General features: G+C 65.9%; 24 protein-coding genes, 1 tRNA gene and 3 pseudogenes. 15 read left to right on the plus strand and 13 right to left on the minus strand.

Going from position 1 to position 25,057, the window contains the following annotated elements:
- Positions 1–15: 15 nt before the first annotated feature.
- Both ACGFY9_RS38180 and ACGFY9_RS38185 read right to left on the minus strand, forming a co-directional pair.
- On the minus strand, positions 16–717 hold the full coding sequence (locus ACGFY9_RS38180) for an NAD-dependent epimerase/dehydratase family protein (RefSeq protein ID WP_393762058.1): 702 nt from the start codon (positions 715–717) through the stop codon (positions 16–18).
- Positions 718–758: 41 nt separating this feature from the next.
- On the minus strand, positions 759–1,433 hold the full coding sequence (locus tag ACGFY9_RS38185) for a TetR family transcriptional regulator (protein WP_393762060.1): 675 nt from the start codon (positions 1,431–1,433) through the stop codon (positions 759–761).
- 191 nt (positions 1,434–1,624) lie between these two features.
- On the opposite strand from ACGFY9_RS38185, the gene ACGFY9_RS38190 reads away from it, so the two are divergent.
- Positions 1,625–2,488: an SDR family NAD(P)-dependent oxidoreductase gene (locus ACGFY9_RS38190; protein WP_393762062.1), complete on the plus strand. Its 864-nt coding sequence runs from the start codon at positions 1,625–1,627 to the stop codon at positions 2,486–2,488.
- Positions 2,489–2,500: 12 nt separating this feature from the next.
- On the opposite strand, the pseudogene ACGFY9_RS38195 reads toward ACGFY9_RS38190, so the two are convergent.
- A pseudogene (locus ACGFY9_RS38195) lies at positions 2,501–2,831 on the minus strand (Tn3 family transposase); the annotation flags it as partial.
- 483 nt (positions 2,832–3,314) lie between these two features.
- Positions 3,315–4,084: pseudogene (locus tag ACGFY9_RS38200) on the minus strand (transposase).
- Between the two features lie 276 nt (positions 4,085–4,360).
- On the opposite strand from ACGFY9_RS38200, the gene ACGFY9_RS38205 reads away from it, so the two are divergent.
- The 6 genes and pseudogenes from ACGFY9_RS38205 to ACGFY9_RS38230 all read left to right on the plus strand — a co-directional run.
- The gene (locus tag ACGFY9_RS38205; protein ID WP_393762064.1) at positions 4,361–5,107 is read left to right on the plus strand and encodes a hypothetical protein; all 747 of its coding nucleotides are present in this window, start codon (positions 4,361–4,363) and stop codon (positions 5,105–5,107) included.
- Positions 5,104–7,044: an NACHT domain-containing protein gene (locus ACGFY9_RS38210; protein WP_393762065.1), complete on the plus strand. Its 1,941-nt coding sequence runs from the start codon at positions 5,104–5,106 to the stop codon at positions 7,042–7,044. The genes ACGFY9_RS38205 and ACGFY9_RS38210 overlap by 4 nt, the downstream gene beginning before the upstream one ends.
- Positions 7,044–7,439 carry a cytidine deaminase family protein gene (locus tag ACGFY9_RS38215; RefSeq protein ID WP_393762067.1) on the plus strand — a complete coding sequence of 132 codons (396 nt, stop codon included), beginning with the start codon at positions 7,044–7,046 and terminating at the stop codon, positions 7,437–7,439. The genes ACGFY9_RS38210 and ACGFY9_RS38215 overlap by 1 nt, the downstream gene beginning before the upstream one ends.
- A gap of 46 nt (positions 7,440–7,485) precedes the next feature.
- A complete protein-coding gene (locus tag ACGFY9_RS38220; RefSeq protein WP_393762069.1) occupies positions 7,486–7,686 on the plus strand; it encodes a hypothetical protein in 201 nt (66 codons plus the stop codon).
- Between the two features lie 504 nt (positions 7,687–8,190).
- Positions 8,191–8,490: a hypothetical protein gene (locus tag ACGFY9_RS38225; RefSeq protein WP_393762071.1), complete on the plus strand. Its 300-nt coding sequence runs from the start codon at positions 8,191–8,193 to the stop codon at positions 8,488–8,490.
- Positions 8,487–9,476 (plus strand): annotated as a pseudogene (locus ACGFY9_RS38230) (tyrosine-type recombinase/integrase); the annotation flags it as partial. The gene ACGFY9_RS38225 and the pseudogene ACGFY9_RS38230, both read left to right, overlap by 4 nt.
- Positions 9,477–10,191: 715 nt before the next feature.
- Here the strand turns inward: ACGFY9_RS38230 and ACGFY9_RS38235 are convergent.
- Positions 10,192–10,266 (minus strand) — tRNA-Cys (locus ACGFY9_RS38235).
- 188 nt (positions 10,267–10,454) lie between these two features.
- On the opposite strand from ACGFY9_RS38235, the gene ACGFY9_RS38240 reads away from it, so the two are divergent.
- From ACGFY9_RS38240 to ACGFY9_RS38265, 6 genes are all read left to right on the plus strand, one after another.
- Positions 10,455–11,912 (plus strand): MFS transporter, encoded by a 1,458-nt coding sequence (locus ACGFY9_RS38240; protein ID WP_393762073.1) that lies wholly within the window; start codon positions 10,455–10,457, stop codon positions 11,910–11,912.
- 32 nt (positions 11,913–11,944) lie between these two features.
- Positions 11,945–12,142, plus strand: a complete 198-nt coding sequence (locus ACGFY9_RS38245; protein WP_093627198.1) for a hypothetical protein — start codon at positions 11,945–11,947, stop codon at positions 12,140–12,142.
- Entirely contained in the window at positions 12,142–12,510 is a 369-nt protein-coding gene (locus ACGFY9_RS38250; RefSeq protein WP_393762075.1) for a type II toxin-antitoxin system death-on-curing family toxin, read from the plus strand. Before ACGFY9_RS38245 ends, ACGFY9_RS38250 begins: the two co-directional genes overlap by 1 nt.
- 146 nt (positions 12,511–12,656) lie before the next feature.
- Positions 12,657–14,456 carry a DEAD/DEAH box helicase gene (locus ACGFY9_RS38255; RefSeq protein WP_033286019.1) on the plus strand — a complete coding sequence of 600 codons (1,800 nt, stop codon included), beginning with the start codon at positions 12,657–12,659 and terminating at the stop codon, positions 14,454–14,456.
- A gap of 351 nt (positions 14,457–14,807) precedes the next feature.
- Positions 14,808–15,449 carry an IclR family transcriptional regulator gene (locus tag ACGFY9_RS38260; RefSeq protein ID WP_033286087.1) on the plus strand — a complete coding sequence of 214 codons (642 nt, stop codon included), beginning with the start codon at positions 14,808–14,810 and terminating at the stop codon, positions 15,447–15,449.
- 78 nt (positions 15,450–15,527) lie between these two features.
- Complete coding sequence (locus tag ACGFY9_RS38265; protein WP_393762077.1) at positions 15,528–16,322, plus strand: S16 family serine protease; 795 nt, start codon at positions 15,528–15,530, stop codon at positions 16,320–16,322.
- On the opposite strand, the gene ACGFY9_RS38270 is transcribed toward ACGFY9_RS38265, so the two are convergent.
- From ACGFY9_RS38270 to ACGFY9_RS38300, 7 genes are all read right to left on the minus strand, one after another.
- The gene (locus ACGFY9_RS38270) at positions 16,319–16,507 is read right to left on the minus strand and encodes a hypothetical protein (RefSeq protein WP_393762329.1); all 189 of its coding nucleotides are present in this window, start codon (positions 16,505–16,507) and stop codon (positions 16,319–16,321) included. The two genes, ACGFY9_RS38265 and ACGFY9_RS38270, sit on opposite strands and share 4 nt — an antisense overlap.
- Complete coding sequence (locus ACGFY9_RS38275; RefSeq protein ID WP_393762079.1) at positions 16,507–17,103, minus strand: ArsR/SmtB family transcription factor; 597 nt, start codon at positions 17,101–17,103, stop codon at positions 16,507–16,509. Before ACGFY9_RS38275 ends, ACGFY9_RS38270 begins: the two co-directional genes overlap by 1 nt.
- Before the next feature lie 81 nt (positions 17,104–17,184).
- Complete coding sequence (locus tag ACGFY9_RS38280) at positions 17,185–18,141, minus strand: glycine betaine ABC transporter substrate-binding protein (protein WP_393762081.1); 957 nt, start codon at positions 18,139–18,141, stop codon at positions 17,185–17,187.
- Positions 18,138–18,944 (minus strand): ABC transporter permease, encoded by an 807-nt coding sequence (locus ACGFY9_RS38285; protein WP_393762083.1) that lies wholly within the window; start codon positions 18,942–18,944, stop codon positions 18,138–18,140. Before ACGFY9_RS38285 ends, ACGFY9_RS38280 begins: the two co-directional genes overlap by 4 nt.
- Positions 18,941–20,215, minus strand: a complete 1,275-nt coding sequence (locus ACGFY9_RS38290; protein WP_393762331.1) for a betaine/proline/choline family ABC transporter ATP-binding protein — start codon at positions 20,213–20,215, stop codon at positions 18,941–18,943. The genes ACGFY9_RS38285 and ACGFY9_RS38290 overlap by 4 nt, the downstream gene beginning before the upstream one ends.
- Positions 20,216–20,222: 7 nt before the next feature.
- The gene (locus tag ACGFY9_RS38295) at positions 20,223–20,870 is read right to left on the minus strand and encodes an ABC transporter permease (protein ID WP_393762084.1); all 648 of its coding nucleotides are present in this window, start codon (positions 20,868–20,870) and stop codon (positions 20,223–20,225) included.
- Between the two features lie 12 nt (positions 20,871–20,882).
- On the minus strand, positions 20,883–21,374 hold the full coding sequence (locus ACGFY9_RS38300; RefSeq protein ID WP_366091220.1) for an Lrp/AsnC family transcriptional regulator: 492 nt from the start codon (positions 21,372–21,374) through the stop codon (positions 20,883–20,885).
- A gap of 125 nt (positions 21,375–21,499) precedes the next feature.
- Between ACGFY9_RS38300 and hppD the strand changes: the two genes are divergently transcribed.
- A complete protein-coding gene (hppD, locus tag ACGFY9_RS38305; RefSeq protein ID WP_393762086.1) occupies positions 21,500–22,645 on the plus strand; it encodes a 4-hydroxyphenylpyruvate dioxygenase in 1,146 nt (381 codons plus the stop codon).
- Between the two features lie 32 nt (positions 22,646–22,677).
- On the plus strand, positions 22,678–23,544 hold the full coding sequence (locus tag ACGFY9_RS38310) for a Teichoic acid biosynthesis protein C (Precursor) (protein WP_393762088.1): 867 nt from the start codon (positions 22,678–22,680) through the stop codon (positions 23,542–23,544).
- A gap of 22 nt (positions 23,545–23,566) precedes the next feature.
- Here ACGFY9_RS38310 and ACGFY9_RS38315 read toward each other — a convergent pair whose 3' ends face one another.
- Positions 23,567–25,033 carry a tetratricopeptide repeat protein gene (locus ACGFY9_RS38315; RefSeq protein WP_393762090.1) on the minus strand — a complete coding sequence of 489 codons (1,467 nt, stop codon included), beginning with the start codon at positions 25,031–25,033 and terminating at the stop codon, positions 23,567–23,569.
- Positions 25,034–25,057: the final 24 nt, after the last annotated feature.

Raw genomic sequence — 25,057 nt, forward strand, 5'->3', positions numbered from 1 at the left:
CGGCCTCCAGGACGATCAGGAGTGCGGAGGCTTGGGCGCTTGCCCGGGTTCGACTGCGACAAGGCGGTTGATGTCGGGGTTGTGCAGCACCGTGGGGCCGGCGCCGTTCAGCCGGGTGACGGCGAGCATGGCCTGTCCGACGGCGTCGGTGGTGGTGACATGGCGGGGGAAGGCTCGCCGCAGGAGGGGGTACAGGCCCGCGGTGATGCGGTACACGACGCGGTAGACCGGGGTGCGGGAGGTGGCGCCGCCGACGGGCTGGATGTAGCCGGGGCGGAACATGTACGCGTGCATCGGCATGGCGAGCAGGGCGTTCTCGGTGCGGCCCTTGACGCGGGCCCACATCTGGCGGCTCCTGCCGGTGCTGTCCGTGCCCTCGCCGGAGACGTAGACGAAGGTCAGCGAGGGGTTCGCGGCGTGCAGGGCGCGGGCGGCGGTGAGGGTGTAGTCGTAGGTGACGCGGGTGTACTCTTCCTCACCGCGCCCGACGGCGGAGACGCCGAGGCAGAAGAAACAGGCTTCCAGGTCCTTCAACTGGTCCTGGACGGCGGTGTAGTCGGTGAAGTCGGTGTGGATGATCTGCCGCAGCTTTGGATGGTCCAGCGGAAGAGGGCTGCGGACGACGACGAGGACCTCGGTGACGGCCTCGTCGAGAAGACAGGCGCGCACTGCGCCGTGTCCGACCATTCCGGACGCTCCGAAGACGATGACGCGCACGGCTGCTCCTAGGCATGAGAGGGGTGGCTTTGGGGTGGGATTCAGGGAGAAGTGCGGGCGAGCGTGCCGACGGTGAGGGTGGCCAGCGCTTCTTGCAGGGCTACGGCGAAGTCCATCTTCAGAACAGCGAGCGAGGGGTCGGCCTCGTAGGCGGCGAGCATCGCCTGCGACGGGCGGGCGTGGGTCCACACCGCACCGATCACCATGATCATGGACGCGGTCAGCTGTTGAGCGCGATCGCCCAGCTCGGGCAGGTGAACGCGGGCGAGGGCCGCGAGCGCGTCGACGTTGGCGACGGCGGCTCTCTTGTAGCGGGCGGCGACCTCTGGGGAGACGTTGTGTTCCAGTACGCCGGCCTGTGCGCTGAGCAGGTCGCACAGCATGCGGCGCCCGACGAGGGAGTCGCCGACCACCGCGGCGAACTGCTCGCCGCGCTCTTCCACCGCGGCCTCCGCGTCGATGCCGGTGGTCAGCAGGTCGGGCAGGTCGGCCATCCACTGCTTCCAGGCGTGGTCCAGCAGCTCTAGGAGGACCGCCTCGCGGGACTCGAAATAGCGCAGCACGTTCGACTTGGCGAGCCCGACGCGTCGGCTCAGCTCGTTGAGGCTGACCGCGCTCACCGGCATCTCGTCGAGCATGGCGGTGGCGGTGTCGAGGATCGCCCGCCGCCTGATCTCTCGCTGCTCCTCGCTGCGCGCACGCTGGAAAGTATTCATGCCCACATATTACAGACTCCCGGTCTTTTGACATCAGACCGCCGGTGTCTTAAGTTGGGGCCTCACAACAGACCGACGGTCTGAAATTGCGGGATCTGTGATCGCGTAAGAGACCGCTACCGCCGACCGGGCAATCCGGTGGCGTGTTCCCCGGCTGATCGACGCCGCCAAGATCACAAAGGAGACCCCTCATGAACCGCACCGTTGTCATCACCGGCACCACCTCCGGCTTCGGCCGCGACAGCGTCCGCCTGTTCGCGTCCCAGGGCTGGAACGTCGTGGCGACCGTCCGCAAGGAGACGGACCTCGCCATCCACAGCGAGCTGCCGAACGTGAGGACCCTCTTGCTCGACGTCGACGACGAGGGCGCCGACACCGCCTTCGCCGAACAGGCTGCCGCCCAGTTCGGAGGCATCGACGCGCTGGTGAACAACGCCGGCTACTACCACATGGGCCCCGTCGAGGCCGCGTCGATGGAGCAGATCCACGACCAGTTCCAGACCAACGTCTTCGGCCTGATGGCCATGACCAAGGCCTTCCTGCCGCACTTCCGCGAGCAGCGTTCCGGCGTGATCGTCAACATTTCCTCGATCAGCGCCGACCAGGGCTACCCCTACACCGCCGTCTACGCCGCCTCCAAGGCCGCGGTCGCGGCCTTCTCCGAAGGTCTCAACGTCGAGATGGCGGACTTCGGCGTCTCGGTCAAGGCGGTCTTCCCGGGCGCCCACGCCACACGCATCTTCACCAAGATCGACCAGGCGGGCGACATCCCCGAGGACTACCAGTCCGGAATGCGGCGCTTCTTCGGCATGCAGGGCACCGGCTCCAGTCCGGCCGTGACCGCGAAGGCCATCTATGAGGCGGTCACGGACGGCAAGATCGAGAAGGTCCGCTACTACACCGGACCCGACGGAGTCGCCGTACCCCGCGTGAAGCAGCTCCTGGGTGCCGACTGGTACTGGGAGGAGTTCCGCAACGCCTCCACCGGCAACCCCAGCGACCTGTGGAAGAGCCTCGTCACGCAGGGCAAGGAACCGGTCGAGTTCGCTCTCTGACCCGCCGCCCCATCAGTCCTGCCCACCGTCCTGGTCGTCGTCGAGCCCGGCCGCTCGCGGATCGCAACGGCCGCAGGCTCCCGTCGGCAGGGCTGGAGGCATTGAAGCTGTAGCGGCCCAGGGCATTGAGGTTGCGGTGCTTGAGCGGGGGACAGACGGGCCACGTCCTCGCCGCGGATCTCGTGACCCTCGGCGCGGAGCCGGGCGACGGCGGCGTCGATGTACCGCGTCGTCCAGAGCGCCACGGCGTTCAGAACCGGGCCGAGTGATCCGAGCCGATCCTCCATTCCGTCCGGTACGCCTGGTGGACGGTGCCCTTCTTGCCGTGGCGGATGTCGCGGGCGGGAGCGCGCTCCGGAGAGCTGTACGTGCTGGCACAGTGGCTCCCTCTGAGCCGTATGGCGCTCTGGAGCTAGGCCGGTCGGTAGAGGACCAAGCGACTGACGTAGCCCTGTCCGGTGTGGGAGTCCCAGACGTCGGAAGCGCTCCGCAACGTGTAAACGTGCAGGTCATCCAAAGAGCTGGAGGCCGTGGCGGGAATCGAACCCGCGTAACTCGCTTTGCAGGTTTGTCTGTGCTGGTCAGGAGCTGGTCCTGAAGGGTTCGGAGGAGTCCAATACCGTACAAACGCTGTGATCACCACGACTGAATGAACGGGGTCGGATGGCTGCGTACCGAGATGAACGAGACGGGAACTGAGACGGCCACCTGCTGCGTAGCGACCAGGGCTGAGACTGAAGATCGCGTTGCACCGTGTGGTGTGACCGACGCTAAGCGTTGTCCCGTAAATGATCTTTGACGTGGTGGATGACCTGCTGTTTCTGCGTCACCCGGCGAGTGTGAGGTTGTGCAGGCGGGCGATGCTGAGCATGGCGTGATGGACACCGTCCCCTTTGAGGCGGCAGTCGCGGAGGATCTTCCAGGTCTTCATGCGGGCGAAGGCGTGCTCGACGCGGGCACGGACTTTGCGGTGGGAGGTGTTGTGTTCCTCTTTCCACGCCGGGAGTTCGGCCTGGGCGGGTTCGCGGCGGTGTGGGATGACCAGGCCGGTGCCGCGGTAGCCGCCGTCCGCGATGACCGTGGTCTTGCCGACGGCGTCCTTCGCGCCGGACAGTTCCCATGCCTTGCAGTCGTTGCGGTTGCCGGGCAGCGGGCGGCCGACGGCGACGACGAGGCGGGTGTCGGCGTCGATGACGACCTGGTGGTTGGTCGAGTAGCGGTAGTTCTTCGACTGCTCGGCGACCTGGTGATCGCGGGTGGGAACCAGGGTGCCGTCCACGATCAGCACGGCGTCCTTGCGGAACCGCCTGCGTTGCTGGAGGGCAAGCGCGGGTCCGAGGTGGCCGATGATGCGGTCGGCTGCGGACTTGGACACCCCGAAAAGCGGCGCCAGTTGGCGCAGCGTCAGGTTCGTCCGCCAGTACGCGGCGACCAGCAGCACCCGGTCCTCAAGCGGCAGGCTCCACGGCCGGCCCTTGCGCACCGGATCACCCCCTCGCGCCGCAACGCGGTGATCAGCTTCACGAACTGACGCGGGCTCAGCCCAGTGAACGGGGCTATCCAGGACGGCTCCGACGCCGTGATCACACCAGCCACGACAAGATCATCTCACCCGTGACCAGCAGTTACGGGACAAGTCTTAGCCAGCACAAGGGCTGGGAGAAACTGAATCAGGAGAGTTCGTGACCGCATCTCCCTGTCAGCACGTGGGTACCAGTACCATCTGGATCACCTCTCGTTGAGGGAATCGAATAAGTGACCGACGTGCAGGGGGGCTGAATGCCGGTTACAAGGGGGCGTCTTGGACACGCTCGTGTAGCAATTTTAACTGCCGTCCAAGGTGAGACAGAGGCGCTGCGTGAAATCGCAGGGTTGAGCAGCCGACTTCAAGGGTGGGACTACCATCTTGCGCCTGATGCAGATCCAGAGTTTCCCAATGTGATCCACCGCGAGATTTATCGAAGTAATCTTCAATCCGGCGAGAGTGTACGCGAGGTCATTGAGCACTGGCGGCCCGAGTTGCTAGTGCTCTGCGGGATAGCGGGCGGGATTAATAACCGTGAGAATATTTCAGTAGGTGACATTGTTATCCCACGTTATATTCATTACTGCTCGTTCGCGAAGCTGAGTGCTAGAGGCCAACAGCGGCGGTACATCCCGTTTGATTACCCATCGATCGGCCTTCACGCTCGATTTGCCGCACCTTTCCGATATGACTCTTCGTGGATAACTGATTCGCTGCGTAGTAGTTTACCGGAAGGCTGCGTTCCCAAGGTGCTGATCGAGAGCCTAGTGGCGGGCGACAAGATTTATGGAGATCCCGAGTCCGGAGAACAGAAACTCGTAATCGAGCAATACGATGAAGCTGTGGCAGTCGACATGGAATCGGTGGGACTGTGTCGGGGAGTCGCAGCCATGAGAGATGACCCCCTGTACAATCCTAGATTGCTCATCATTCGAAGTGTTTCAGACATGATCGGCGACGTTAAGAATGATGAGATGCGAGCAATTTGGCGCCCGCACGCCTGTGCAATTGCCAGCACCTTCACATGGCGGGTTGTGACAGATATCCTGAAGTCGGAGACCGATCCCCGACGTCAAGCCGAGGACGCCGCATGAGTGCCACGAGAGAGGTAGACGCATCCTGGAGTGAGATGCGGGAGGCTGCAGAGGCGTGGCTGGAAACGATCACCGCAAGTGAGCGGCCGTTCGATATCGGCATTGCCTGGGCAGCGTCTTATGATGATCTACTCAGTGGTCACTGGTCTTTCACTACTCCCCACACGGGACTCACCGACTATGCGTTGAAGCGCGGCCGTGTTCTGGTGTCGGCTGAAGCTGGAAGCGGTAAGACTCATCTTCTTGCACGTGCAGGTGCTTATGCCGCTCGTTCCGGAACGGCGCTACCTGTGTGGGTTCCACTCCGCGATATTCCCGCACTTGCCCCCAAGGCAAGTACTGAGTCTTATATCCGGGCGATCATCTCGCTCAGCAAGCCGGCCCTGAACACAGTGTTGTCGAGAACTCGCCGTGTCCCCTCGGTATTGATTCTGGCTGACGGCCTCAACGAGATCCCTAAGGACTTGTCCCAGCTAGCGATCGACGCACTGGACGAGTTGGCGCGACGGTATCCGTTTCTCAGCGTCATCGTGACAGAGAGACTGGCCCGTAGGGCCCTTCCTCTCAATAGGTGGAGTCTGGCAACTGTCCTCCCTCTTTCACCTGCTCAAATTCGGGCCGTTTGGGAGTCGACACATCGGGAGAATCCTTCTGAGGACGCACTGAAACTTCTGCAGAATCCGTTCTTCCTGGATAAGGCCACCCTCTTTAAGCCGAGCGATAGCAGCAACCGCGCTAGGATCATTGCGAGCTACTTCTCCGGGCTGGCTGGAGTTACTGCGGACGTAATTGACCAGCTGAGTGAGGTGAGTTTTAAATCATACGCCCATGATCGCGGCATGCTCGTACCGCAAAAGATGTTTAAAGCGGGCGTGGATTCGAGTGCCATCGAAGCATTAGCGGCAAGTGAAATGATCCGACAGAGTGAGAATTTTGTATGGTTCTCGCATCATCTATTCCATGACTACTTGGCTTCCCGATACCTAGTTCAACGCAAGGCTATTTGGAATCGAGACTCGTTCGACACTGTCACAACCGGGGCAGCCAGCTTTGACGCCCTCCGCCTGGCTGTGGAACAGATCGGCGATCCTGTACTTGCAGACGAGTTCGTTCGGGAAATTTACGACTGGAATTACTTCGGTGCTGCGTACGCTCTCGTTCCGAAACGTGTGACCAGCGAAATGCGTGTCGAGCTTCTCGCTATGCTCGCAGACAAACGCTGGGATTCTGTTTCTGCCACAGCTCAGCAAGTGACTGACGCATTGCGGTTGGATGGAACGGAAACCTCACAAAAGATGCTCGCTGCCGAATCGAGAGCAGATCTTTTCCGGATAGTAAACGAGGTTTCGTCAAATAATGAAAGTTTCTCCCGATGGAAGACAGTCTTTACCATTCCGGACGGAGAGTTGGTTGATGAAAATATAGTAGCTAATCTTCGCTCTGGTGATCCTATGGAGGCGTGGACACTCGCGAACGTTCTTCGCAGGTGTCGTCTGCATAAGAGTGGCCTAGCCGAACTTCTGAAGATTGCGCAGAGTGACTCTGCTGTCGAGCGATGGCGTGCTGTTCACGTTTTGGGTTTCCATCCAAAAATAGAAACAGAAGCTGTGGTGGAACGGCTTTTGGATGATGAAGACCGATGGGTTCGATATGGAGCTGTCCGCGCACTGGTAGAAATTGCAGCGAAGACCACAGATTTACGGATGAGGGAACGAATCGTCGCAAGACTCATCGATCGCCTTAATGAAGGGAGTCTGGATGATAAGACGCTGTCTGAACTCTACCGAGCTCTCGACGTCTCGCAGCAGCCGGCGGGTTGGCCTGACGCGGTCGCGCCTCTGATGCAGCAGCTTTCCAGTACCTCTGCCAACTCGATGGAATATGAGCGGTGGAGTGCGCTAATGGCGCGTATCGCGACTCGTGGTGAGGAAAGATAGTGTCCAATATTTCTGCCGAAATTCTCCAAGCCCTGTCGAGGGAAGCCTGGGCGGCTCGGAACAACGCCAGAGTTCATGGTCCCACACGGGTCGGTTGCGCTGCGCTGTCTGAAGATGGCCAGATCTTCTCAGGTTGTAACATTGAGCATAGATTTCGCTCGCACGATATCCACGCCGAAGTAAACGCAATTTCTACACTCGTGGCAACCGGTCGTCTCGGGTTGGTCGCAGTTCTAATTGCTGCCGAGAGGGATCGCTTCACGCCGTGTGGAAGTTGCATGGACTGGATTTTTGAGATTGGAGGAGATGACTGTTTGGTGCTGAGTGAACGTCGACCAGGGATCGTTGGCCACGAGTTGACAGCCAGAGAATTGATGCCCTTCTATCCTCGCTAGAATATAGAAACATCTGGCTCTTTTTAGAGTTCGACAGGAGCGGCCTGTGAGCAGTTTCTCTGACGATATCGTGCGCGTTGAGTACGAACGATTGAAGGAAGAGCAAATACGACGGATCGGCTTCCGGGATAACCTAATCTATGTTTCGCTTGCCGTGTCGGGCGCAATCTTCGCTTATTATTTCGGCGGACAGGGCCGTTCTTATTCATTACTGATGGTCCCTTTTGCGGTTTCGGTGCTCGGCTAGACATATTTAGTGAATGACGAGAAAATTTCATCACTTGGTAAATACTTTCGGGACTGCTTGCGTCCTGAACTGGTGGCACGAGGTTGCCCTGAGCCCGTAACGCTGGCTTGGGAGAATTATCATCGCAGTGATGTAGACCGTGTTTGGCGGAAGCGGACTCAGACTGGTGTCGACCTCCTTACTTTCTGTGCACCGTCCATTGCGGCAGTAGTCATTTTTCTCACACGTAACCATCGCGGTTTTCTTCCATGGGTGTGCAGTTCGGCCGTGATGCTGCTTACTTTCCTTCTGGTTATCGCTTTCCTTCGATTTGCCGATCATGGCCGTGAGTAGCGTTCTTTCGTCTGAGGAAGTGCCGCGCCTGATCGCACTGAAGACGGCGGCTCGGATCAAGCTCGTACTAGGTACTGAGGAAGGCGGATGCCAGCCCTCTGTTCAGTCGCGAGTTGAATAGTGCGACACTTACCCCGTTGTAATGCAATGCTCAGGGGTGGAGGAGAGCGAGTGTCGCAGGCAGCAAGCCCGCGTGGAACCTTCCAGCAGATCGCAGATGCGTTGAAGACGCGGATCGACGAGGAACGGGACATGGTCGAACTGCCGCCAGTCTCGGTACTCATGGACAGGTACGACGTCTCACGGGGGGTCGTGCTCCGCGCGTTTCGGGTGCTCCGCACGAGCGGTGACGCAGAGCCAGTACCCGGTGGGCGCTGGCGCGTCGTCAGGTCGGGGGACGTGGTAGATAGCCGACCGCTTGAGGAGCGGATCGCGGCCGTCATCGCGGATGATCGGCTGAAGGACGGCTGACGCACTGGGTTGAGAACGTTGCGCCCCTCGCCGTCAACGACAACACGATGGTTGGGTACCGCGTGGCCGTTCGGAAGCACCTCATTCCCGGTTTGGGGGCCCACCGTCTCGACAGGCTCAAGCCCGAGCACATTGAGGTGTTCTACGCCAAGATGCAGGCCAACGGCAGCAAGCCCGCGACCGCTCACCAGGTGCACCGCACCTTCCGGACCGCGCTCAACGAAGCCGTGCGGCGCGGTCATCTCGGTAAGAATCCGGTTCAGTTGGCCAAGGCGCCAAAGACAGGTGAGTACGAGGTGGAGCCCTACAGCGTCCACGAGGTACAGCGGTTGCTCAAGGCTGCTGAAGAACACCGCAACTCCGCGCGTTGGGCTGTTGCCCTGGCCCTGGGTCTGCGCCAAGGGGAAGCGCTCGGTCTGAGGTGGGAGGACGTAGACCTTGACGGTGGATTCCATGTGGTCCGCCGTAGTCGTCACCGGCCCCAGTACGCCCACGGGTGCGTGGACCCATGTGGACGCAAGGTCGCCGGGTACTGCCCGCAGAAGCGGCGCACGAACCCGGAGTTGTCCACTACCAAGTCGCGTGCAGGCCGCCGCGCGGTCGGCCTCCCTGAACAGCTCGTTGACCTACTCCGTGGCCACCTCAAGGCACAGAAAGGGGAGCAGGCGGCGGCCGGCAAGCGCTGGGAAGAGAACAGGTTGGTCTTTCCGGACGAACACGGTCGTAGCCCGTCCCACCGCCGAGACTGGGCTGAGCGGAAGGTTCTTCTGCAAGAGGCGAAGGTCCGTGACGGGCGTTTGCACGACGCGCGTCACACAGCCGCGAAGGTGCTCCTTATCCTCGGCGTGCCCGAGCGCGCCGTCATGGGGCTTATGGGGTGGTCAACCACTGCAATGGCCGCCCGCTATCAGCACATGGTTGATGCGGTACGAGCCGATATCGCGAGGCAGGTCGACGGACTCATCTGGCAGTCAGACGCTGAGTGACTGCGAGAGCGAAACCGGCTGACCCGTAAAACCGCAGGTGAGCTGATCGGGATTCCGATATCAGATTCACTCAAACGGCCTAAGGATTCTTACTTCTTTAGGGTGACGGATATAGGCGTACGTGCACGCGTGCACGTTAATCAGTCCAGCTGAGAGGCGCAACGCACCCTGTGGCGCCCCCTGACGTGCACGCGTGCACATTGGCAATTGGCGAAGGTGTTGTTAAATCGTCGCAGCTGAGCGGGGGGCTACGAAAACGCCCAGGCCTCGCAAACCAACGGGAGTGCACCCCCCGCTCAGCCATCCCCTTCACGGCGATGCGAGGAGGACATATCCGTTGTCACACATCAGGCAGCCAATCGCAAACCTTGTGCCACGCGTTCGAGCCGTCTGTGGTCGTGTGCTTCACGGCTACCGGAGGCTCAAGGTTTCAAGGGCGCGGCTGAAGCTACCTCTGGGCCGGCGTAGGCGGCTGCTCTCCGAGGAGCTACTGAGGGGCGCCGCCCGTCAGATGGGCTCAGTCTGCGTTGCCATCGTTTGGTGGTGGTGGACGCATAAGTGAGAACGTGTCGAAGCACATGCACGACTGAGTGACCGTCTGCCAGCTGGTCGCCCACGCGCCTGCAGAGCGACTGAGACGGAAACTGAGACGGACGGCCAAAAGGGCGGCACCCCTCCCGGGGTGCCGCCCTTTCCTTTTGCCTGGTCAAGGCACTGGAGGCCGTGGCGGGAATCGAACCCGCGTAACTCGCTTTGCAGGCGAGTCCCTGAACCACTCGGGCACACGGCCGTGTTTGGTGAGTTGACCGTAGGGCCGGGGGAGGGGCCCGGACAAGGGAGCCCGGGGTGGTGCAACGGGACTGCCATACGCCGTTCATGAAGGGGAGCGGGGCCGCTGTGGTCGTACGACAAAGGTCTCAGCCCCCGACCATCCTCCGACAGGGGTCAACCCGGTCTGTGGACCTTACGCTGGCGGGCATGACCGTCCTTGAACCTCGTGACGCCGGTGTCACGAACACCGCCTCCGACCTGGCCGACGAGTGTCGTGACTCCGTGTTGGGGCGGTCGCATCGGGCGCTCAGTGTCGGGATCGTGTCCGTTGTTCTGCTGATCGCCTTTGAGGCGACGGCGGTTGGGACGGCGATGCCGGTTGCCGCTCGGGAGCTGGGCGGGGTGTCGTTGTACGCGTTCGCGTTCTCCGGGTACTTCACGACCAGTCTCTTCGGGATGGTGTTCGCCGGGCAGTGGTCGGATCGGCGGGGGCCGCTCGGGGCGTTGACCGGCGGGATCGGGGCTTTCGCTGCCGGGCTGGTGGTGGCGGGGACCGCTCAGGTCATGTGGGTGTTCATTCTCGGGCGGGCCGTGCAGGGGCTGGGGGGCGGGCTGGTCATCGTCGCTCTGTACGTCGTCGTCGGGCGGGCCTATCCGGAGCGGTTGCGGCCCGCCATCATGGCCGCGTTCGCCGCGAGTTGGGTGGTGCCGTCCGTTGCCGGGCCGCTAGCCTCCGGGGCCGTGACCGAGCATCTCGGGTGGCGGTGGGTGTTCCTCGGGATTCCCGTGCTTGTGGTGTTTCCGCTTGCCCTCGCCCTTCCTCAGATACGGCGGCGGGCGGCCGGGCCCGTGAGCAATGCCGATGAGCCGTCCGCCTCCTTCGACCGGCGTCGCATTCGGCTTGCCCTCGGGATCTCGATCGGCGCCGGGCTCTTCCAGTACGCCGCTCAGGATGTGCGGTGGCTCTCCCTTCTCCCCGCTGTCGCCGGCGTCGCGCTGCTCGTGCCCGCCGTGCTCGGGTTGTTGCCGCGCGGGACGTATCGGGCGGCGCGTGGGCTGCCCTCGGTCGTGTTGTTGCGCGGGGTGGCCGCCGGGTCGTTCATCTCGGCGGAGTCCTTCGTGCCGTTGATGCTCGTCACGCAACGGGGGCTGTCGCCGACCCTGGCCGGGTTCTCGCTCGCGGCGGGCGGCGGGACGTGGGCGCTCGGGTCGTGGGTGCAGTCCCGGGCGCGGGTCGAGCCGTACCGGGAACGGCTGATGACGGCCGGGATGGTGCTGGTGGCCGCCGCCATCGCCGGGGCGCCGAGCGTCCTCATCCATGCCGTGCCCGTGTGGATCGTCGCCGTCGCGTGGGCGTTCGGGTGTTTCGGGATGGGGCTGGTGATCTCCTCCACCAGCGTGCTGCTGCTTCAGCTGTCCGCTCCGGCGGAGGCCGGCTCCAACTCCGCCGCGCTGCAGATCTCTGATGGGTTGTCGAATGTTGTGCTGCTCTCCGTCGGCGGGGCCGCGTTCGGGGCGTTGGGCGGTGGCACGGTGGGGCATGTCGTCGGGTCGGCGGGTGGCGCGGGTCATCCGGGGGCCTTCGCCGCGGTGTTCCTGCCGATGGCGGGGGTGGCGTTGGTGGGCGCGTGGGTGACCACGCGGGTGCGGACGGAAACGCGGTGACACCAAGCGGTACCGCGCGGTACCGTTGAGACATGGCTGGACTGAACCTGCGGTTTACGGACGAAGAGCTCGACGCCCTGCGCGATCGCGCGGCAGCGGAGGGACGCAGCATGCAGGCCTTCGCGCACGACGCGGTGATCGCGGCCATAAACGAGCACTCGCGTCTGTTCAACGAGGCGGCCGACCATGTGCTGAAGGCCAGCGCGGAGCTGAATCGGAGGCTCGCCTGATGCATTTCCTCACGCTTCCCGAGTTGCTGAACCTCGCGAAGCGGCTCGGGGCGGACGAGGTGCGTGACTACGGGCTTCTCGACTCGGCGCTCGCCCGCCCCCAGGCGAGTGTGTTCGGGCAGGACGCCTATCCGGACGTATGGCAGAAAGCCGCCGCGCTCATGGAGTCCCTCGCCCGAAACCACGCCCTCGTGGACGGGAACAAACGCATCGCCTGGTACGCGACCTGGGTCTTCCTGCACATGAACGGACACCCCCTGGACGCGGACTTCGACGTGGACGAGGCGGAGCAGTTCGTCCTGGACGTCTGCCAAGGCGCTCTGGACGTACCCAAGATCGCTGCCCAGCTGCCGCGCTTCGCGCGCTGACCGCTCGCGCGATCTGTGACCTCAGTCCCATCCCCACCCGCCCCGGCGTCGTCCGCACGTTGACACCACCACCCCGCCGGTAGGGTGGCTCGGTTGTCATACGTAGCCGACGTAACCGAGCCGCCCTACTTCCGAACCCGGAGACCGTGACTACCACCGCCGCCTCCTCCGCCAGCTCCCACCACCTCTCTCCCGCCTTTCCCGGCCGCGCCCCCTGGGGCACCGCCGGCAAGCTGCGTGCCTGGCAGCAGGGGGCGATGGAGAGGTACGTCCAGGAGCAGCCGCGGGACTTCCTCGCGGTCGCGACCCCCGGTGCCGGCAAGACGACCTTCGCGCTCACCCTCGCCTCCTGGCTGCTGCACCACCATGTCGTGCAGCAGGTGACCGTGGTCGCGCCGACCGAGCACCTGAAGAAGCAGTGGGCGGAAGCGGCCGCGCGGATAGGGATCAAGCTGGACCCCGAGTACAGCGCGGGGCCGCTCGGCAAGGACTACCAGGGCGTCGCCGTCACCTATGCCGGCGTCGGCGTACGGCCGATGCTGCACCGCAACCGTGTCGAGCAGCGCAAGACCCTCGTCATCCTCGACGAGATCCACCACGCCGGTGACTCGAAGTCCTGGGGCGAGGCGTGCCTGGAGGCCTTCGAGCCCGCCACCCGGCGGCTCGCTCTCACCGGTACGCCCTTCCGGTCCGACACCAATCCCATTCCCTTCGTCACGTATGAGGAAGGGAACGACGGGATTCGGCGGTCGTCCGCCGACTACACCTACGGGTACGGGTCCGCGCTCTCCGACGGAGTCGTCCGGCCCGTCATCTTCCTCTCCTACAGCGGCAACATGCGCTGGCGGACCAAGGCCGGTGACGAGATCGCCGCGCGGCTCGGCGAGCCGATGACGAAGGACGCGATCAGTCAGGCCTGGCGTACGGCGCTGGACGCGCGCGGTGAGTGGATGCCGAGTGTGCTGCGCGCCGCCGACCAGCGGCTGACCGAGGTCAGGAAGGGCATCCCGGACGCCGGCGCCCTCGTCATCGCCACCGACCAGGACTCCGCGCGCGCCTACGCCAAGCTGATCCGCGAGATCACCGGCAGCAAGGCGACCGTCGTGCTGTCGGACGACACCGGTGCCTCCAAGCGCATCGACGACTTCGCGGCGAGCAACGACCGGTGGATGGTCGCGGTGCGGATGGTGTCGGAGGGCGTCGACGTGCCGCGGCTCGCCGTCGGGGTGTACGCCACCACCATCTCCACCCCTCTCTTCTTCGCCCAGGCTGTCGGCCGCTTCGTGCGGTCCCGGCGGCGCGGCGAGACCGCCTCCGTCTTCCTGCCGACCGTCCCCGACCTCCTCACCTTCGCCAACGAGATGGAGGTCGAGCGCGACCACGCCCTCGACAAGCCGAAGAAGGAGGGCGAGGAGGACCCGTACGCCGAGTCCGAGAAGGAGATGGAGGAGGCGAACAAGGAGCAGGACGAGGACACCGGCGAGCAGGAGCAGTTCTCCTTCGAGGCCCTGGAGTCCGAGGCCGTCTTCGACCGCGTGCTCTACGACGGCGCCGAGTTCGGCATGCAGGCGCACCCGGGGAGCGAGGAGGAGCAGGACTACCTCGGCATCCCCGGACTCCTCGAACCCGACCAGGTGCAGATGCTGCTCCAGAAGCGGCAGGCCCGGCAGATCGCGCACAGCCGCAAGAAGCCGGACGAGGAAGCCGACCTGCTGGAGCTGCCTGCCGAACGGCGGCCCGTCGTCTCCCACAAGGAGATGATGGAGCTGCGGAAGTCGCTCAACACCATGGTCTCCGCGTACGTCCACCAGACCGGCAAACCGCACGGCGTCATCCACACCGAGCTGCGCCGCACCTGCGGCGGCCCGCCGAGCGCCGAGGCCACGGCCGGGCAGCTGCGGCAGCGCATCGCGAAGGTCCAGGAGTGGGCCACGCGCATGAAGTGATCGTCTCAGCAGATCCGTACCGACTCCGTCGGCTGATCCGCACATCTGTGCGGAATCTGCGCAGAGATGATCCGCAGGTCAGGACATATCGACATGAAGGGAACCGGTCCGTACCAGTCGGTGCCCGGATTCTGGACGGAGACTTCCGCTCAGCGAACCGCCTTCGCTAGTGTCCCGCTACGCACACGCCCCGTGGCAGCGCCGCCGCGGAGCGCAGCCGTGAAGCGACTGGGCCCGGACACGCCGGGCCGCCTCGCCGATCGGCGGCCTCTGAAGCGCGTCACTGACGGGACTCGGTGACGCATCCGTCGCCAGGGGGCCGCCGACCTCACCACTTAAGGAGTGGGCGTCGTGACCGCGGAGACCTCCCAGACGCTCGACCGGGGACTGCGCGTCCTCAAACTGCTGGCCGATACGGACCACGGGCTGACCGTCACCGAACTGTCCAACAAACTGGGCGTCAACCGGACCGTCGTGTACCGGTTGCTGGCCACCCTCGAACAGCACGCACTCGTACGCCGTGATCTCGGCGGCCGGGCCCGCGTCGGGCTCGGGGTGCTGCGGCTCGGCCGTCAGGTGCATCCCCTCGTACGGGAGGCAGCGCTCCCCGCGCTGCGCTCGCTGGCCGAGGACATCGGGGCGACCGCTCACCTCACCCTGGTCGACGGGGCGGACGCCCTCGCCGTCGCGGTGGTCGAGCCGACCTGGACCGACTACCACGTTGCCTACCGCGCCGGCTTCCGCCATCCCCTGGACCGGGGCGCCGCGGGCCGCGCGATCCTCGCCGCCCGGCACCAGGCCGCGGACGAACCCGGATACACCTTGACGCACGGCGAGTTGGAGGCCGGGGCGAGTGGTGCCGCGGCTCCGCTGCTGGGTGTCACGGGGGTCGAGGGCAGCGTCGGCGTCGTGATGCTGGCCGACGCGGTGCCCGAGCGGGTCGGACCGCGGGTCGTCGACGCGGCGCGCGAGGTCGCCGAAGCACTGCGCTGAGGCCTGAGGCCTGAGGCCGTTTACAGGCAGGGGTGACCGGCGCCTGGCCGGAAGTGGCCGTCGCGTTAGATTGATCCCGTGCTCCTCTCTCGCCTCACGCGCCCCCAGGCCGTAGCCGTCTGCGCTCTGCCCGTCGTGGCGCTGCTCGCCACGGCGGGCTTCGCGCCGTTGCCGTTCTCACTGGCGCAGCCCGGCCTGACCGCGAACGTCCTCGGCGAGAACAAGGGCACCCCGGTGATCACGATCTCCGGGGCGCCGGTGCGCACGACGAGCGGTCAGTTGCGCATGACGACGATCGAAGCGACCGGACCCGATCAGCATGTCTCGTTGAGCGATGTGATCGACAGCTGGTTCCGTACCGATCGGGCGGTCATGCCGCGTGACTCGGTCTACCCCAGCGGCAACAGCGTCAAGGAGATCGAGCAGCACAACACGGAACAGATGCAGGAGTCGCAGGACGACGCGGCCACCGCCGCGCTCGACTACCTGAAACTCAGCGACAAGAAGGTCAAGGTCACCCTCAGGCTGGCGGACGTCGGCGGCCCCAGCGCGGGCCTGCTGTTCACCCTGGGCATCATCGACAAACTGAACGGCGACGGCAGCGGCGGTGACCTCACGGGCGGCCGCACCATCGCCGGTACGGGGACGATCGGCACCGACGGCACGGTCGGCGCGGTCGGGGGAGTGGCCCTCAAGACCCAGGCCGCGCGCCGTGACGGCGCGACGGTCTTCCTGGTCCCGAAGGCCGAGTGCTCGGACGCCAAGTCGGAACTGCCCAAGGGGCTACGACTGGTCGCCGTGACCACGCTGAAGGGCGCGGTGAGCGCGCTGGAGGCGCTGGAGACGGGGAAGGGGTCCGTGCCGGGTTGTTAGGCGACGGCAGGCTTCGGGGCGGTTGCGGCGAGACGCAGGCCCAGTTCTACGAGGGTCCAGCCGAGGCGGGTGCGGAGTTCACGCCGGGGCGGCTTGGCCTCGGCGGCGAGGCGGTGAGTGTGGGCCTGGGCGCGGAGTTCGGCTGCGCGGGTGTGGTGCAGGGCGAGGTGGGTCTCGGGGTCGATCACTGGGGCCTCTCTCGGTCTGTGGCGATGGGGAAGACGTGCGAGTGGAGGCGGACCTGCTCCGCGTCCGTGTTGTCCTCGGCGGCCTCGACGGCCTTGTAGCTTCTGAGCAACTCGTGGATCTTGCCGATGAGTTCGCGGGAGAGTGCGGGTGTCAGGCGTAGTTCCCAGGTACTCAGGTCCATGGCGTGGTCCGACCACGAGGGGAACCACTGGTCGCGGGTGGCCAGCCATGTGGAGAGCTCGCGGCCGTGCTGGGTGGCTAGCTCCTGGAGGAACATCTCTGCCGCTCCGCGCACCGACGGATCCGAACTCTGGTACAGGTTCTCCTCCATGGAGATCCCCTCGTCCACCACCTGCCACCAGCGCTCCCGGCCCTTGCCGCGCTCCGGGGCGTCCTCGACGAACCCGTGTGTGGCCAGTTGGCGCAGGTGGTAGCTGGTGGCTCCGCTGGACTCGCCCAGCCGCTCGGCGAGCATGGACGCCGTGGCGGGGCCGTGTCGCTGCAGCGCGCTGAGCAGTTCCATCCGCAGGGGATGGGCGAGCCCGCGCAGCGAACGGGCGTCCAGCTTCCGCAAGTTGTGCTCTTCCGGCATGTGTACAAAGCTAGCGTTGCAAAGAAGTAGTTGCAAGGGTTTCTTTGCAACTGGTCCTTTGTAACTCGCCGCCCACCACCCCTACTTGACCAACCCCTCCGCCTTCATCCAGTCCAACGCCACCTGATGCGGGTCCTCCCCGTCGACATCCACCTTCGCGTTCAGCGTCCGCGCCACCGTGTTGTTCAGCTTCTTCGTGACCGGGTCCAGGACCTTCGCGATCGCCGGCCACTTCTTCAGGGCCTTCGTGTTGATCTCGGGCGCCGCGTTGTAGTTGGGGAAGAACTTCTTGTCGTCGGCCATCACCGCGAGGTTCATGGACTTGATGCGGCCGTCGGTGGTGAAGACCTCGCCGTACGTGCAACTCCCCTTCTTCACCTGGGTGTAGATGATCCCGGTGTCCATCTGCGTGGTGTTCTTCGCGGGGAGGTTCATGCCGTACGCCTTCTCCATGCCCGGCAGCCCGTCCGCGCGGTTGGCGAACTCGCTCTCCACGCACAGCGTCACCGCGCCCGGGTTCTTCTTGGCCAGCGCGGCCACGTCCGAGAGCGTCTTCGTGCCGTACTTCTTGAAGTTGGCCTGGTTCATCGCGAGCGCGTAGGTGTTGTTGAGGGCGGAGGGGGGCAGCCAGGTCAGGCCGTTCTTGAGGTCGGCGTCCCGTACCGCCTGCCACTGCTTCAGCGGGTCGGTGATCGGCTTGCTGTTGCCGAGGTAGGTGATCCACGCGGTGCCGGTGTACTCGTACATCCCGTCCGCGTCACCGGACTTGACGGCCTCCCGCGCTCCGATGGAGCCCTGGATGCCGGTCCGGTCGAGGACGTCCGCGCCGGCCGCCTCGAAGGCGATGCCCATCATCGCGCCGAGGATCAACTGCTCGGTGAACTCCTTCGACGTGACGGTGAGATGCGCGCCCTTGAGGGGCTCGCCCTTGCCGATGGTGCCGGGGCTGACGTCGTCGACCATCGGGGAGCCGCTGGTCAGTCCGCAGCCGGCGACGACGACCAGGGTCCCGGCCAGCAGGAGGCAGGTGCGTTTCATGAGCCCGCCTCCAATCCCCTTGGCCGCAACAGCAGTTCGACCAGGGAGGCCAGCCAGTCCACAAGGAGGGCGAGGCTGATCGTGAGGATCGAGCCGAGCACCAGGACGGGCATCCGCTGGGTGGTGATGCCGGTGGTGATCAGGACGCCCAGGCCGCCGCCTCCGCCGAAGGTCGCCAGGGTGGCCGTACCGACGTTGAGGACGAGGGCGGTTCGGACCCCGGCCAGGATCAGCGGGACGGCGAGGGGGAGCTCCACCTTTGACAGGACGCCGAGTTGGGACATGCCGATGCCCCGGGCCGCCTCCAACAAGGTCGGGTCGTTGGCCTTCAGGCCCGCGATCGTGTTGGACAGGACCGGCAGGACTGCGTAGATGATGATGCCGATCAGGGCCGCCTTCTCGCCGGTGCCGAGCCAGATCACCAGCAGGGCCAACAGGCCGATCGCCGGGGTCGCTTGGCCCATGTTGGCGAACGTCATCGCCACCGGGGCGGCCTTGCGGAACGCCCTGCGGGTCAGCAGGATGCCCAGCGGGATCGCGATGATCAGCACGAAGAACGTGGAGATCACGGTCAGTTGGATGTGCTGCCAAAGCGCCTTGGACACCTGGCCGTTGGAGAGGGCGTTCTCTGAAATGGCGTCCAGGTGGGCCTGGTTGAACCACAGCCAGGTCGCCAGCAGGATCGCCACCAGGGCGGCGGGCAGGAAGGTCAGCCTCTGCCAGGTGATCCGGCGTCTCGGGGGAGTCGCGGGCGGCGGGGCCTCGACCTCCGTCTCTTCTTCTTCCAGCTCGGGAGTGGTCACGCCTTCTCCTCCCCGCCGACGCCTTCCTGCTCGGCGTGCGTCTGGAGGGCCCGGGCCTCCTCCAACTCGTGCTGGGCCTCCATCGCCTCCAGCCGGTCGGCCTCCAGGAGTTCGTGCACGGAGTTCATCAGCGTCTCCATGTCGACGACCCCCGTGTACTCGCCGCGCCGCCCGGTGACCGCGACCCGCCCCGCGTTGTCCGTGAGCACCGCCTCCAGCGCGTCCCGGAGTGTCGCGTCCCGGGTCACCGTGTCGCTGACCAGCGTGCCCGCGCGGGCCAGTGACCCCTTGGCGCGCATCATGTCGCCGCGCCGCAGCCACTTGTACGGTCGGCCGCGCTTGTCGAGCAGCAGGATCTCGTTGGTGCCGCTGTCCCGGAGCCGGTTGAAGATGTCCTGCAGCGGATCGTCCACGGTCACCGTCGGATAGTCGGTGATCTCCACGTCCCGTACGCGGGTCAGGTTCAGCCGCTTCAGGGCCGCCCCGGCGCCCACGAACCCGGACACGAAGTCGTCCGCCGGGTTGGTGAGGATCGCCTCCGGGGTGTCGAACTGCGCGATGTGCGAGCGTTCGCGCAACACCGCGATCCGGTCGCCCAGTTTGATCGCCTCGTCGAAGTCGTGCGTGACGAAGACGATCGTCTTGTGCAGTTCGTGCTGGAGCCTGATCAACTCGTCCTGGAGGTGATCGCGGGTGATCGGGTCGACCGCGCCGAACGGCTCGTCCATCAGCAGCACCGGCGGATCCGCCGCCAACGCCCGTGCCACGCCCACGCGTTGCTGCTGTCCGCCGGAGAGCTGCCGCGGATAGCGGCCCTGGAACTCGCCGGCGTCAAGACCGACCAGGTCGAGCATCTCCTCCACCCGGTTCCTGATCCGGGACTTGGACCAGCCGATCATCTTCGGGACCAGCGCGATGTTCTGGGCGACGGTCATGTGCGGGAAGAGACCGCTCGACTGGATCGCGTAGCCGACCTTGCGGCGCAGCTTCACCGGGTCGATGTCGGTGACGTCCTCGCCGTCGATGCGGATCCGGCCGCCGGTCGGCTCGATCAGCCGGTTGATCATCTTGAGCGTGGTGGACTTTCCGCAGCCGGACGGCCCGACGAAGACGACGAGTTCGCCCGCCTTGATCTCCATGTTGACGCTCTCGACGGCCGGGTCGGCGCTGCCCGGATACCGCTTGGTCAGGTTCTCCAGCTCGATGGAGGCACCGGAGGTCGCGGTCGCCGGCTCGGAGACGGACTGCTCGGAGTCGGACCGCTCGGACACGGATCGCTCAGGCACGGATCCCCCTGGGAATGGTCAGCCGTCCGAGAAGGACGTACGCGGCGTCGAACAGCAGCGCCAGGACGATGATCCCGAGCGTGCCCGCGAGCACCTGGTTGAGGGCGTTCTTGCTGCCCAGCGACCCGATCCCGCGGAAGATCTCGTTGCCGAGGCCGGGCCCGGAGGCGTACGCCGCGATGGCCGCGATGCCCATCAGCATCTGCGTGGAGACCCGGATACCGGTGAGGATCGGCGGCCAGGCCAGCGGCAGTTCGACCCGCAGGAGCCGCGCCACGCGGGACATCCCGATGCCCTTCGCCGCGTCCACCAGCGACGGGTCGACCCCGCGCAGGCCCACGATCGCGTTACGGACGATCGGCAGCAGGCCGTACAGGGTCAGAGCGATCACCGTGGGCGGAACGCCAAGACCGACGATCGGAATGAGCAGACCGATCATGGCGAGCGACGGAATGGTCAAAATGGTCGACGTGGCCGTGGTGGCGAGGTTGCCCGCCCACTCGCTCCGATACGTGACGACCCCGATCACCACACCGATCAGCGTGGCCACGACCATGCACTGGAAGACCGCGCTGGCGTGCTGGTAGGCGTCGGTGAGCAGCTGCTGGTGCCGGTTGCCCAAGTACTCCCAGAAGCTCACATGCCCACACCCCTACGTCGGCCAGGTCGTCCTCTCCTCGTCCAGGGCCGCCTGCTCCACCAAGGGGATGATCCGCAGCGGAACGGGGTTCTCCATCACGATCGCGGTGGCGGCCCGGACAATGCCATCAAAACCGACAACCCGGTCGATGACCCGCTGGAGATCCGCGTTCGAGCGGGCCACGAGCCGGCACAGCATGTCGCCGCTGCCGGTGGTGGTGTGCAGTTCGAGGACCTCGGGGACGGTCGCCAAGTGCGCCCGTACGTCCGGGCCTTGGCCCTGTCGGATCTCCAGCGTCGCGAACGCCGTGACCGGGTAGCCGAGCGCCGCCGGATCGACCTGCGGGCCGAATCCCCGGATGACTCCATTCGACTGAAGCCGGTCCAGCCGCGCCTGCACGGTCCCGCGTGCCACCCCCAGCCGCCGGGACATCTCCAGCACCCCGATCCGCGGCTCCTCGGCCAGCAGCACGATGATCCGGCCGTCGAGCTGATCGATCCCCATGCCGCCGCCTCCAACGATGGTCATCCTGTACAGAAAGCCCGCCGAAACGGTCGTATCACTGAACAGACTGCCCAGCAGATACGCAAACTATTGCGCACCTTGCTGAGGAGGGGGAGCCTGCCGACATGACGCAGACCACTCACCACACTCCCGACACCGCCCGGCAGGCCGACCCCTTCCCGGTCAAGGGAATGGACGCGGTCGTCTTCGCCGTGGGCAACGCCAAGCAGGCGGCGCACTACTACTCCACGGCCTTCGGCATGACGCTGGTCGCCTACTCCGGACCGGAGAACGGCAGCCGCGAGACCGCCTCGTACGTGCTCACCAATGGCTCCGCCCGCTTCGTCTTCACCTCCGTCATCAAGCCCGCCACCCCCTGGGGCGAGTTCCTCACCCGGCACGTGGCCGAGCACGGCGACGGCGTCGTCGACCTCGCCATCGAGGTGCCGGACGCGCGCGCCGCGTACGCGTACGCCGTCGAGCACGGCGCCCGCTCGCTCGCCGAGCCGTACGAGCTGAAGGACGAGCACGGCTCGGTCGTCCTCGCCGCGATCGCGACCTACGGCGAGACCCGCCACACACTCGTCGAGCGCACGGGCTACGACGGCCCGTACCTCCCCGGCTTCGCCCCCGCCGAACCGCTCGTCGAGGCGCCCGCCCACCGCACCTTCCAGGCGATCGACCACTGCGTCGGCAACGTCGAACTCGGCCACATGAACGAGTGGGTCGGCTTCTACAACAAGGTCATGGGCTTCACGAACATGAAGGAGTTCGTGGGCGACGACATCGCGACCGAGTACAGCGCCCTGATGTCGAAGGTCGTCGCCGACGGCACACTCAAGGTCAAGTTCCCGATCAACGAGCCGGCCGTGGCCAAGAAGAAGTCGCAGATCGACGAGTACCTGGAGTTCTACGGCGGCGCGGGCGTCCAGCACATCGCGCTCAACACCAACGACATCGTGCAGACGGTACGGACGATGCGCGCGGCCGGGGTGAAGTTCCTGGACACCCCCGACTCCTACTACGACACCCTCGGCGAGTGGGTCGGCGACACCCGTGTCCCCGTCGACACCCTGCGTGAGCTGAAGATCCTCGCCGACCGCGACGAGGACGGATACCTTCTCCAGATCTTCACCAAGCCGGTCCAGGACCGTCCTACGGTGTTCTTCGAACTCATCGAGCGACACGGCTCGATGGGCTTCGGCAAGGGCAACTTCAAGGCGCTGTTCGAGGCGATCGAGCGGGAGCAGGAGAAGCGGGGCAACCTGTAACGCACGGGTCCCGCAAGGGACTTGGGAGGACCGTGGCCGTCGCGCCGATCGACCTGACCGCACCGGCGGCACGCTGGCTGTGGCAGAAGGGCACCCTGCACGAGTCCACGGTCCTCCAGTCGTTCGCCCTGGACGAGGTCCACCAGCGCCTGTACGTCCTCCAGTTGAGAACGGGTGGCGCCGACGCCGGCAACCTCTGCCTCAACCAGCTCGACTACACGGGCAAGTCGCTCGGCCACATGCACCTCCAGGGCTTCGGCCACGGCGTCAGCATGGGCGTGCAGAACACCTCCGACGGCGATGTGTGGATCTGGACCGAGGCGGCCGCGAAGGCAGGTTCCGGCGGTGCCTACGGCCAGGCCGTCACCCGCTTCCACTTCGCCGACGGCGCCACCCGCACGTCCGCCGACGTGGCCGTCCGCAAGCCGATCGCGAACTCCACCAACAACCAGCCCACGGTCTGCATGACCTCGAAGCGCATAGCGATCCGCTACCGCCTGGCCAACCAACCCCGTTACCGGATCTGGGACTTGGACGCCTTCGTCGCCCGCGACTACTCCACCCCCGTCGCCGACATCGCCCAGACCGGCGCCCACCCGGACCCGTCGATCCCGTTCCAGGGCTACGCCCTCGACGGCGACTACCTCTACCAACTCGCGGGCTCCGCCTACGACTCCACCACCAACCCGCCCGCGAAACACGGCAACACCTACGTCTCCTGCCTCGACATCCGCACCGGCGAACTCGTCCAGCGCTCCCGCACGGAGGCCGCCTACACCCTCACCTACCGCGAACCGGAGGGCCTCGCCGTCCGCACCAAGCCCAGCACCCGCCTGTGCGTCGGGTTCGCGTCCGGGGAGGCGGGCGCACGGAAGTTCTCCCTCTGCCACAAGCCGTAGCCGTAGTTGTCCGCGAGAGCACTCAACTCGTCTTCTCCTGCGGCTCCTTGTCCGTCGGCAGTGGATCGTTGGGCGGCTCGCCCAGCGCCGCCAGCGCCGCCTGCGCCAGCGGCACCCGCAGTGGTGAGAAGTACGGGTTGATCTGCAGCGCCTCCTGGAGATGGCGACGGGCGGACGCGTACTTCTCCAACTCCTTCTCGATCATGCCCCGGTGGAACGTGTACAGCGCGTCCCGCACCCCGCCCCCGTGCACCTTGTCCGTCGCCGCCGACGCGAACTTCAGCGCCTCCTCGTCCTGCCCGGCCCGGTGCAGCGCCCACCCGAGCGCGTCGGCCACCGGGATGCCCGGCTGCCGCGTCCACTCGGCCCGCAGCCGCCGTACGGCGTCCTGGGCGTCACCGTGGTCCGCCTCGAACACGCCGAGGACCAACTCGTCGTCGACCCCGGCCGCCGCGTCCTTGGCGGCGAGGGCGCGCAGCGTGTCGTACTGCACGCGGGCCGCCTGCGCGAGCCCCAGCGACTCGTACAACTCACCCAGTTCCAGGGCGTATTGCGGGGTCGGCTGCTTGGCGAGGGCGACCTGGTAGGCGTTCAGGGCCTCCGAGGTGCGGCCCAGCGCAGCGAGCGCGCGGCCCTCACCGGCGAGTGCCTCCCGCTGGTCGGGGTCGAGCCGTACGGCCGCCTCGAAGTGCCGTAGCGCGACCTCGCGGTCCCCGCGTTCCCAGGCCAGCTCACCGGCGCGCTGCAGCCAGGCGGCCTGCTCCGCCGGGGCGGTGGCCTTCGCGGCCGCGTCGGCGAGCTGGGCGGCGGCGTCCTCGCGCCAGCCGCGGTCGCGGTAGACGGCGGCGACCCGGGCCATCACGGCGGGTCCGGTGTGCAGCTCCAGCAGCTTTTCGAGGGTGCGCCGGGTCGCCTTGTAGTCGCCGAGCCCGGTGTACGCGTCGATCAGCAGCGGATACGTCGTCCACCGCCTCGGCGCCGCCTTCACCGCGGCCTCGCCCCAGGTGCGCGCCGCGCGGAAGTCCCGCCGTTCGTTCGCCAGGGCCGCCAGGCCGTCCATCGCGACGGCGTTCGCGTCGTTGCCCCTCGCGCGCACCTTCAGCGCGGTACGGAGGGCCTCCTCGGCCTTCGGGTAGTACAGGGTGTCCCCGGTCCGCCGCCCCTGCTCCACATAGGCCGAGCCGAGCACCGCCCAGGACCGCGCGTCCCGCGGATGGACCCGCACCCGCGTCTCACGGTCGCCGATCAGCGCGGCCAGGTCCGGCAGCGCGGCCGGCACCCCCGCGGTGACCGCGCTCAGCGCCTGCGCCTTGGGCCCCGGAGCGGGCGGCGGCGCGGGGCGCGGCTCCTCGGGCAGCAGCCACAGCAGCCCGCCGACCACGGCGCACCCGGCGACCGAGGCGATCAGCACCCGGCGCGGAACGGGGGAGCGCCGCCGGGGCGCCTCCGCCACCAGGGACGTACCGGGGCTCCGCTGTTCGTTCTCCATGGCGCTCACTGTGCGTCAGTACGA

Source organism: Streptomyces sp. NPDC048504 (assembly GCF_043200035.1).
Lineage (GTDB): Bacteria > Actinomycetota > Actinomycetes > Streptomycetales > Streptomycetaceae > Streptomyces.

Excerpts from the sequence above, each read along its gene's own strand:
- ACGFY9_RS38185 (WP_393762060.1), bottom strand. The coding sequence starts at position 1,433 with ATGAATACTTTCCAGCGTGCGCGCAGCGAGGAGCAGCGAGAGATCAGG.
- ACGFY9_RS38190 (WP_393762062.1), top strand. The coding sequence starts at position 1,625 with ATGAACCGCACCGTTGTCATCACCGGCACCACCTCCGGCTTCGGCCGC.
- ACGFY9_RS38210 (WP_393762065.1), top strand. The coding sequence starts at position 5,104 with ATGAGTGCCACGAGAGAGGTAGACGCATCCTGGAGTGAGATGCGGGAG.
- ACGFY9_RS38240 (WP_393762073.1), top strand. The coding sequence starts at position 10,455 with ATGACCGTCCTTGAACCTCGTGACGCCGGTGTCACGAACACCGCCTCC.
- ACGFY9_RS38245 (WP_093627198.1), top strand. The coding sequence starts at position 11,945 with ATGGCTGGACTGAACCTGCGGTTTACGGACGAAGAGCTCGACGCCCTG.
- ACGFY9_RS38250 (WP_393762075.1), top strand. The coding sequence starts at position 12,142 with ATGCATTTCCTCACGCTTCCCGAGTTGCTGAACCTCGCGAAGCGGCTC.
- ACGFY9_RS38275 (WP_393762079.1), bottom strand. The coding sequence starts at position 17,103 with ATGCCGGAAGAGCACAACTTGCGGAAGCTGGACGCCCGTTCGCTGCGC.
- ACGFY9_RS38280 (WP_393762081.1), bottom strand. The coding sequence starts at position 18,141 with ATGAAACGCACCTGCCTCCTGCTGGCCGGGACCCTGGTCGTCGTCGCC.
- ACGFY9_RS38300 (WP_366091220.1), bottom strand. The coding sequence starts at position 21,374 with ATGGGGATCGATCAGCTCGACGGCCGGATCATCGTGCTGCTGGCCGAG.
- hppD (WP_393762086.1), top strand. The coding sequence starts at position 21,500 with ATGACGCAGACCACTCACCACACTCCCGACACCGCCCGGCAGGCCGAC.
- ACGFY9_RS38315 (WP_393762090.1), bottom strand. The coding sequence starts at position 25,033 with ATGGAGAACGAACAGCGGAGCCCCGGTACGTCCCTGGTGGCGGAGGCG.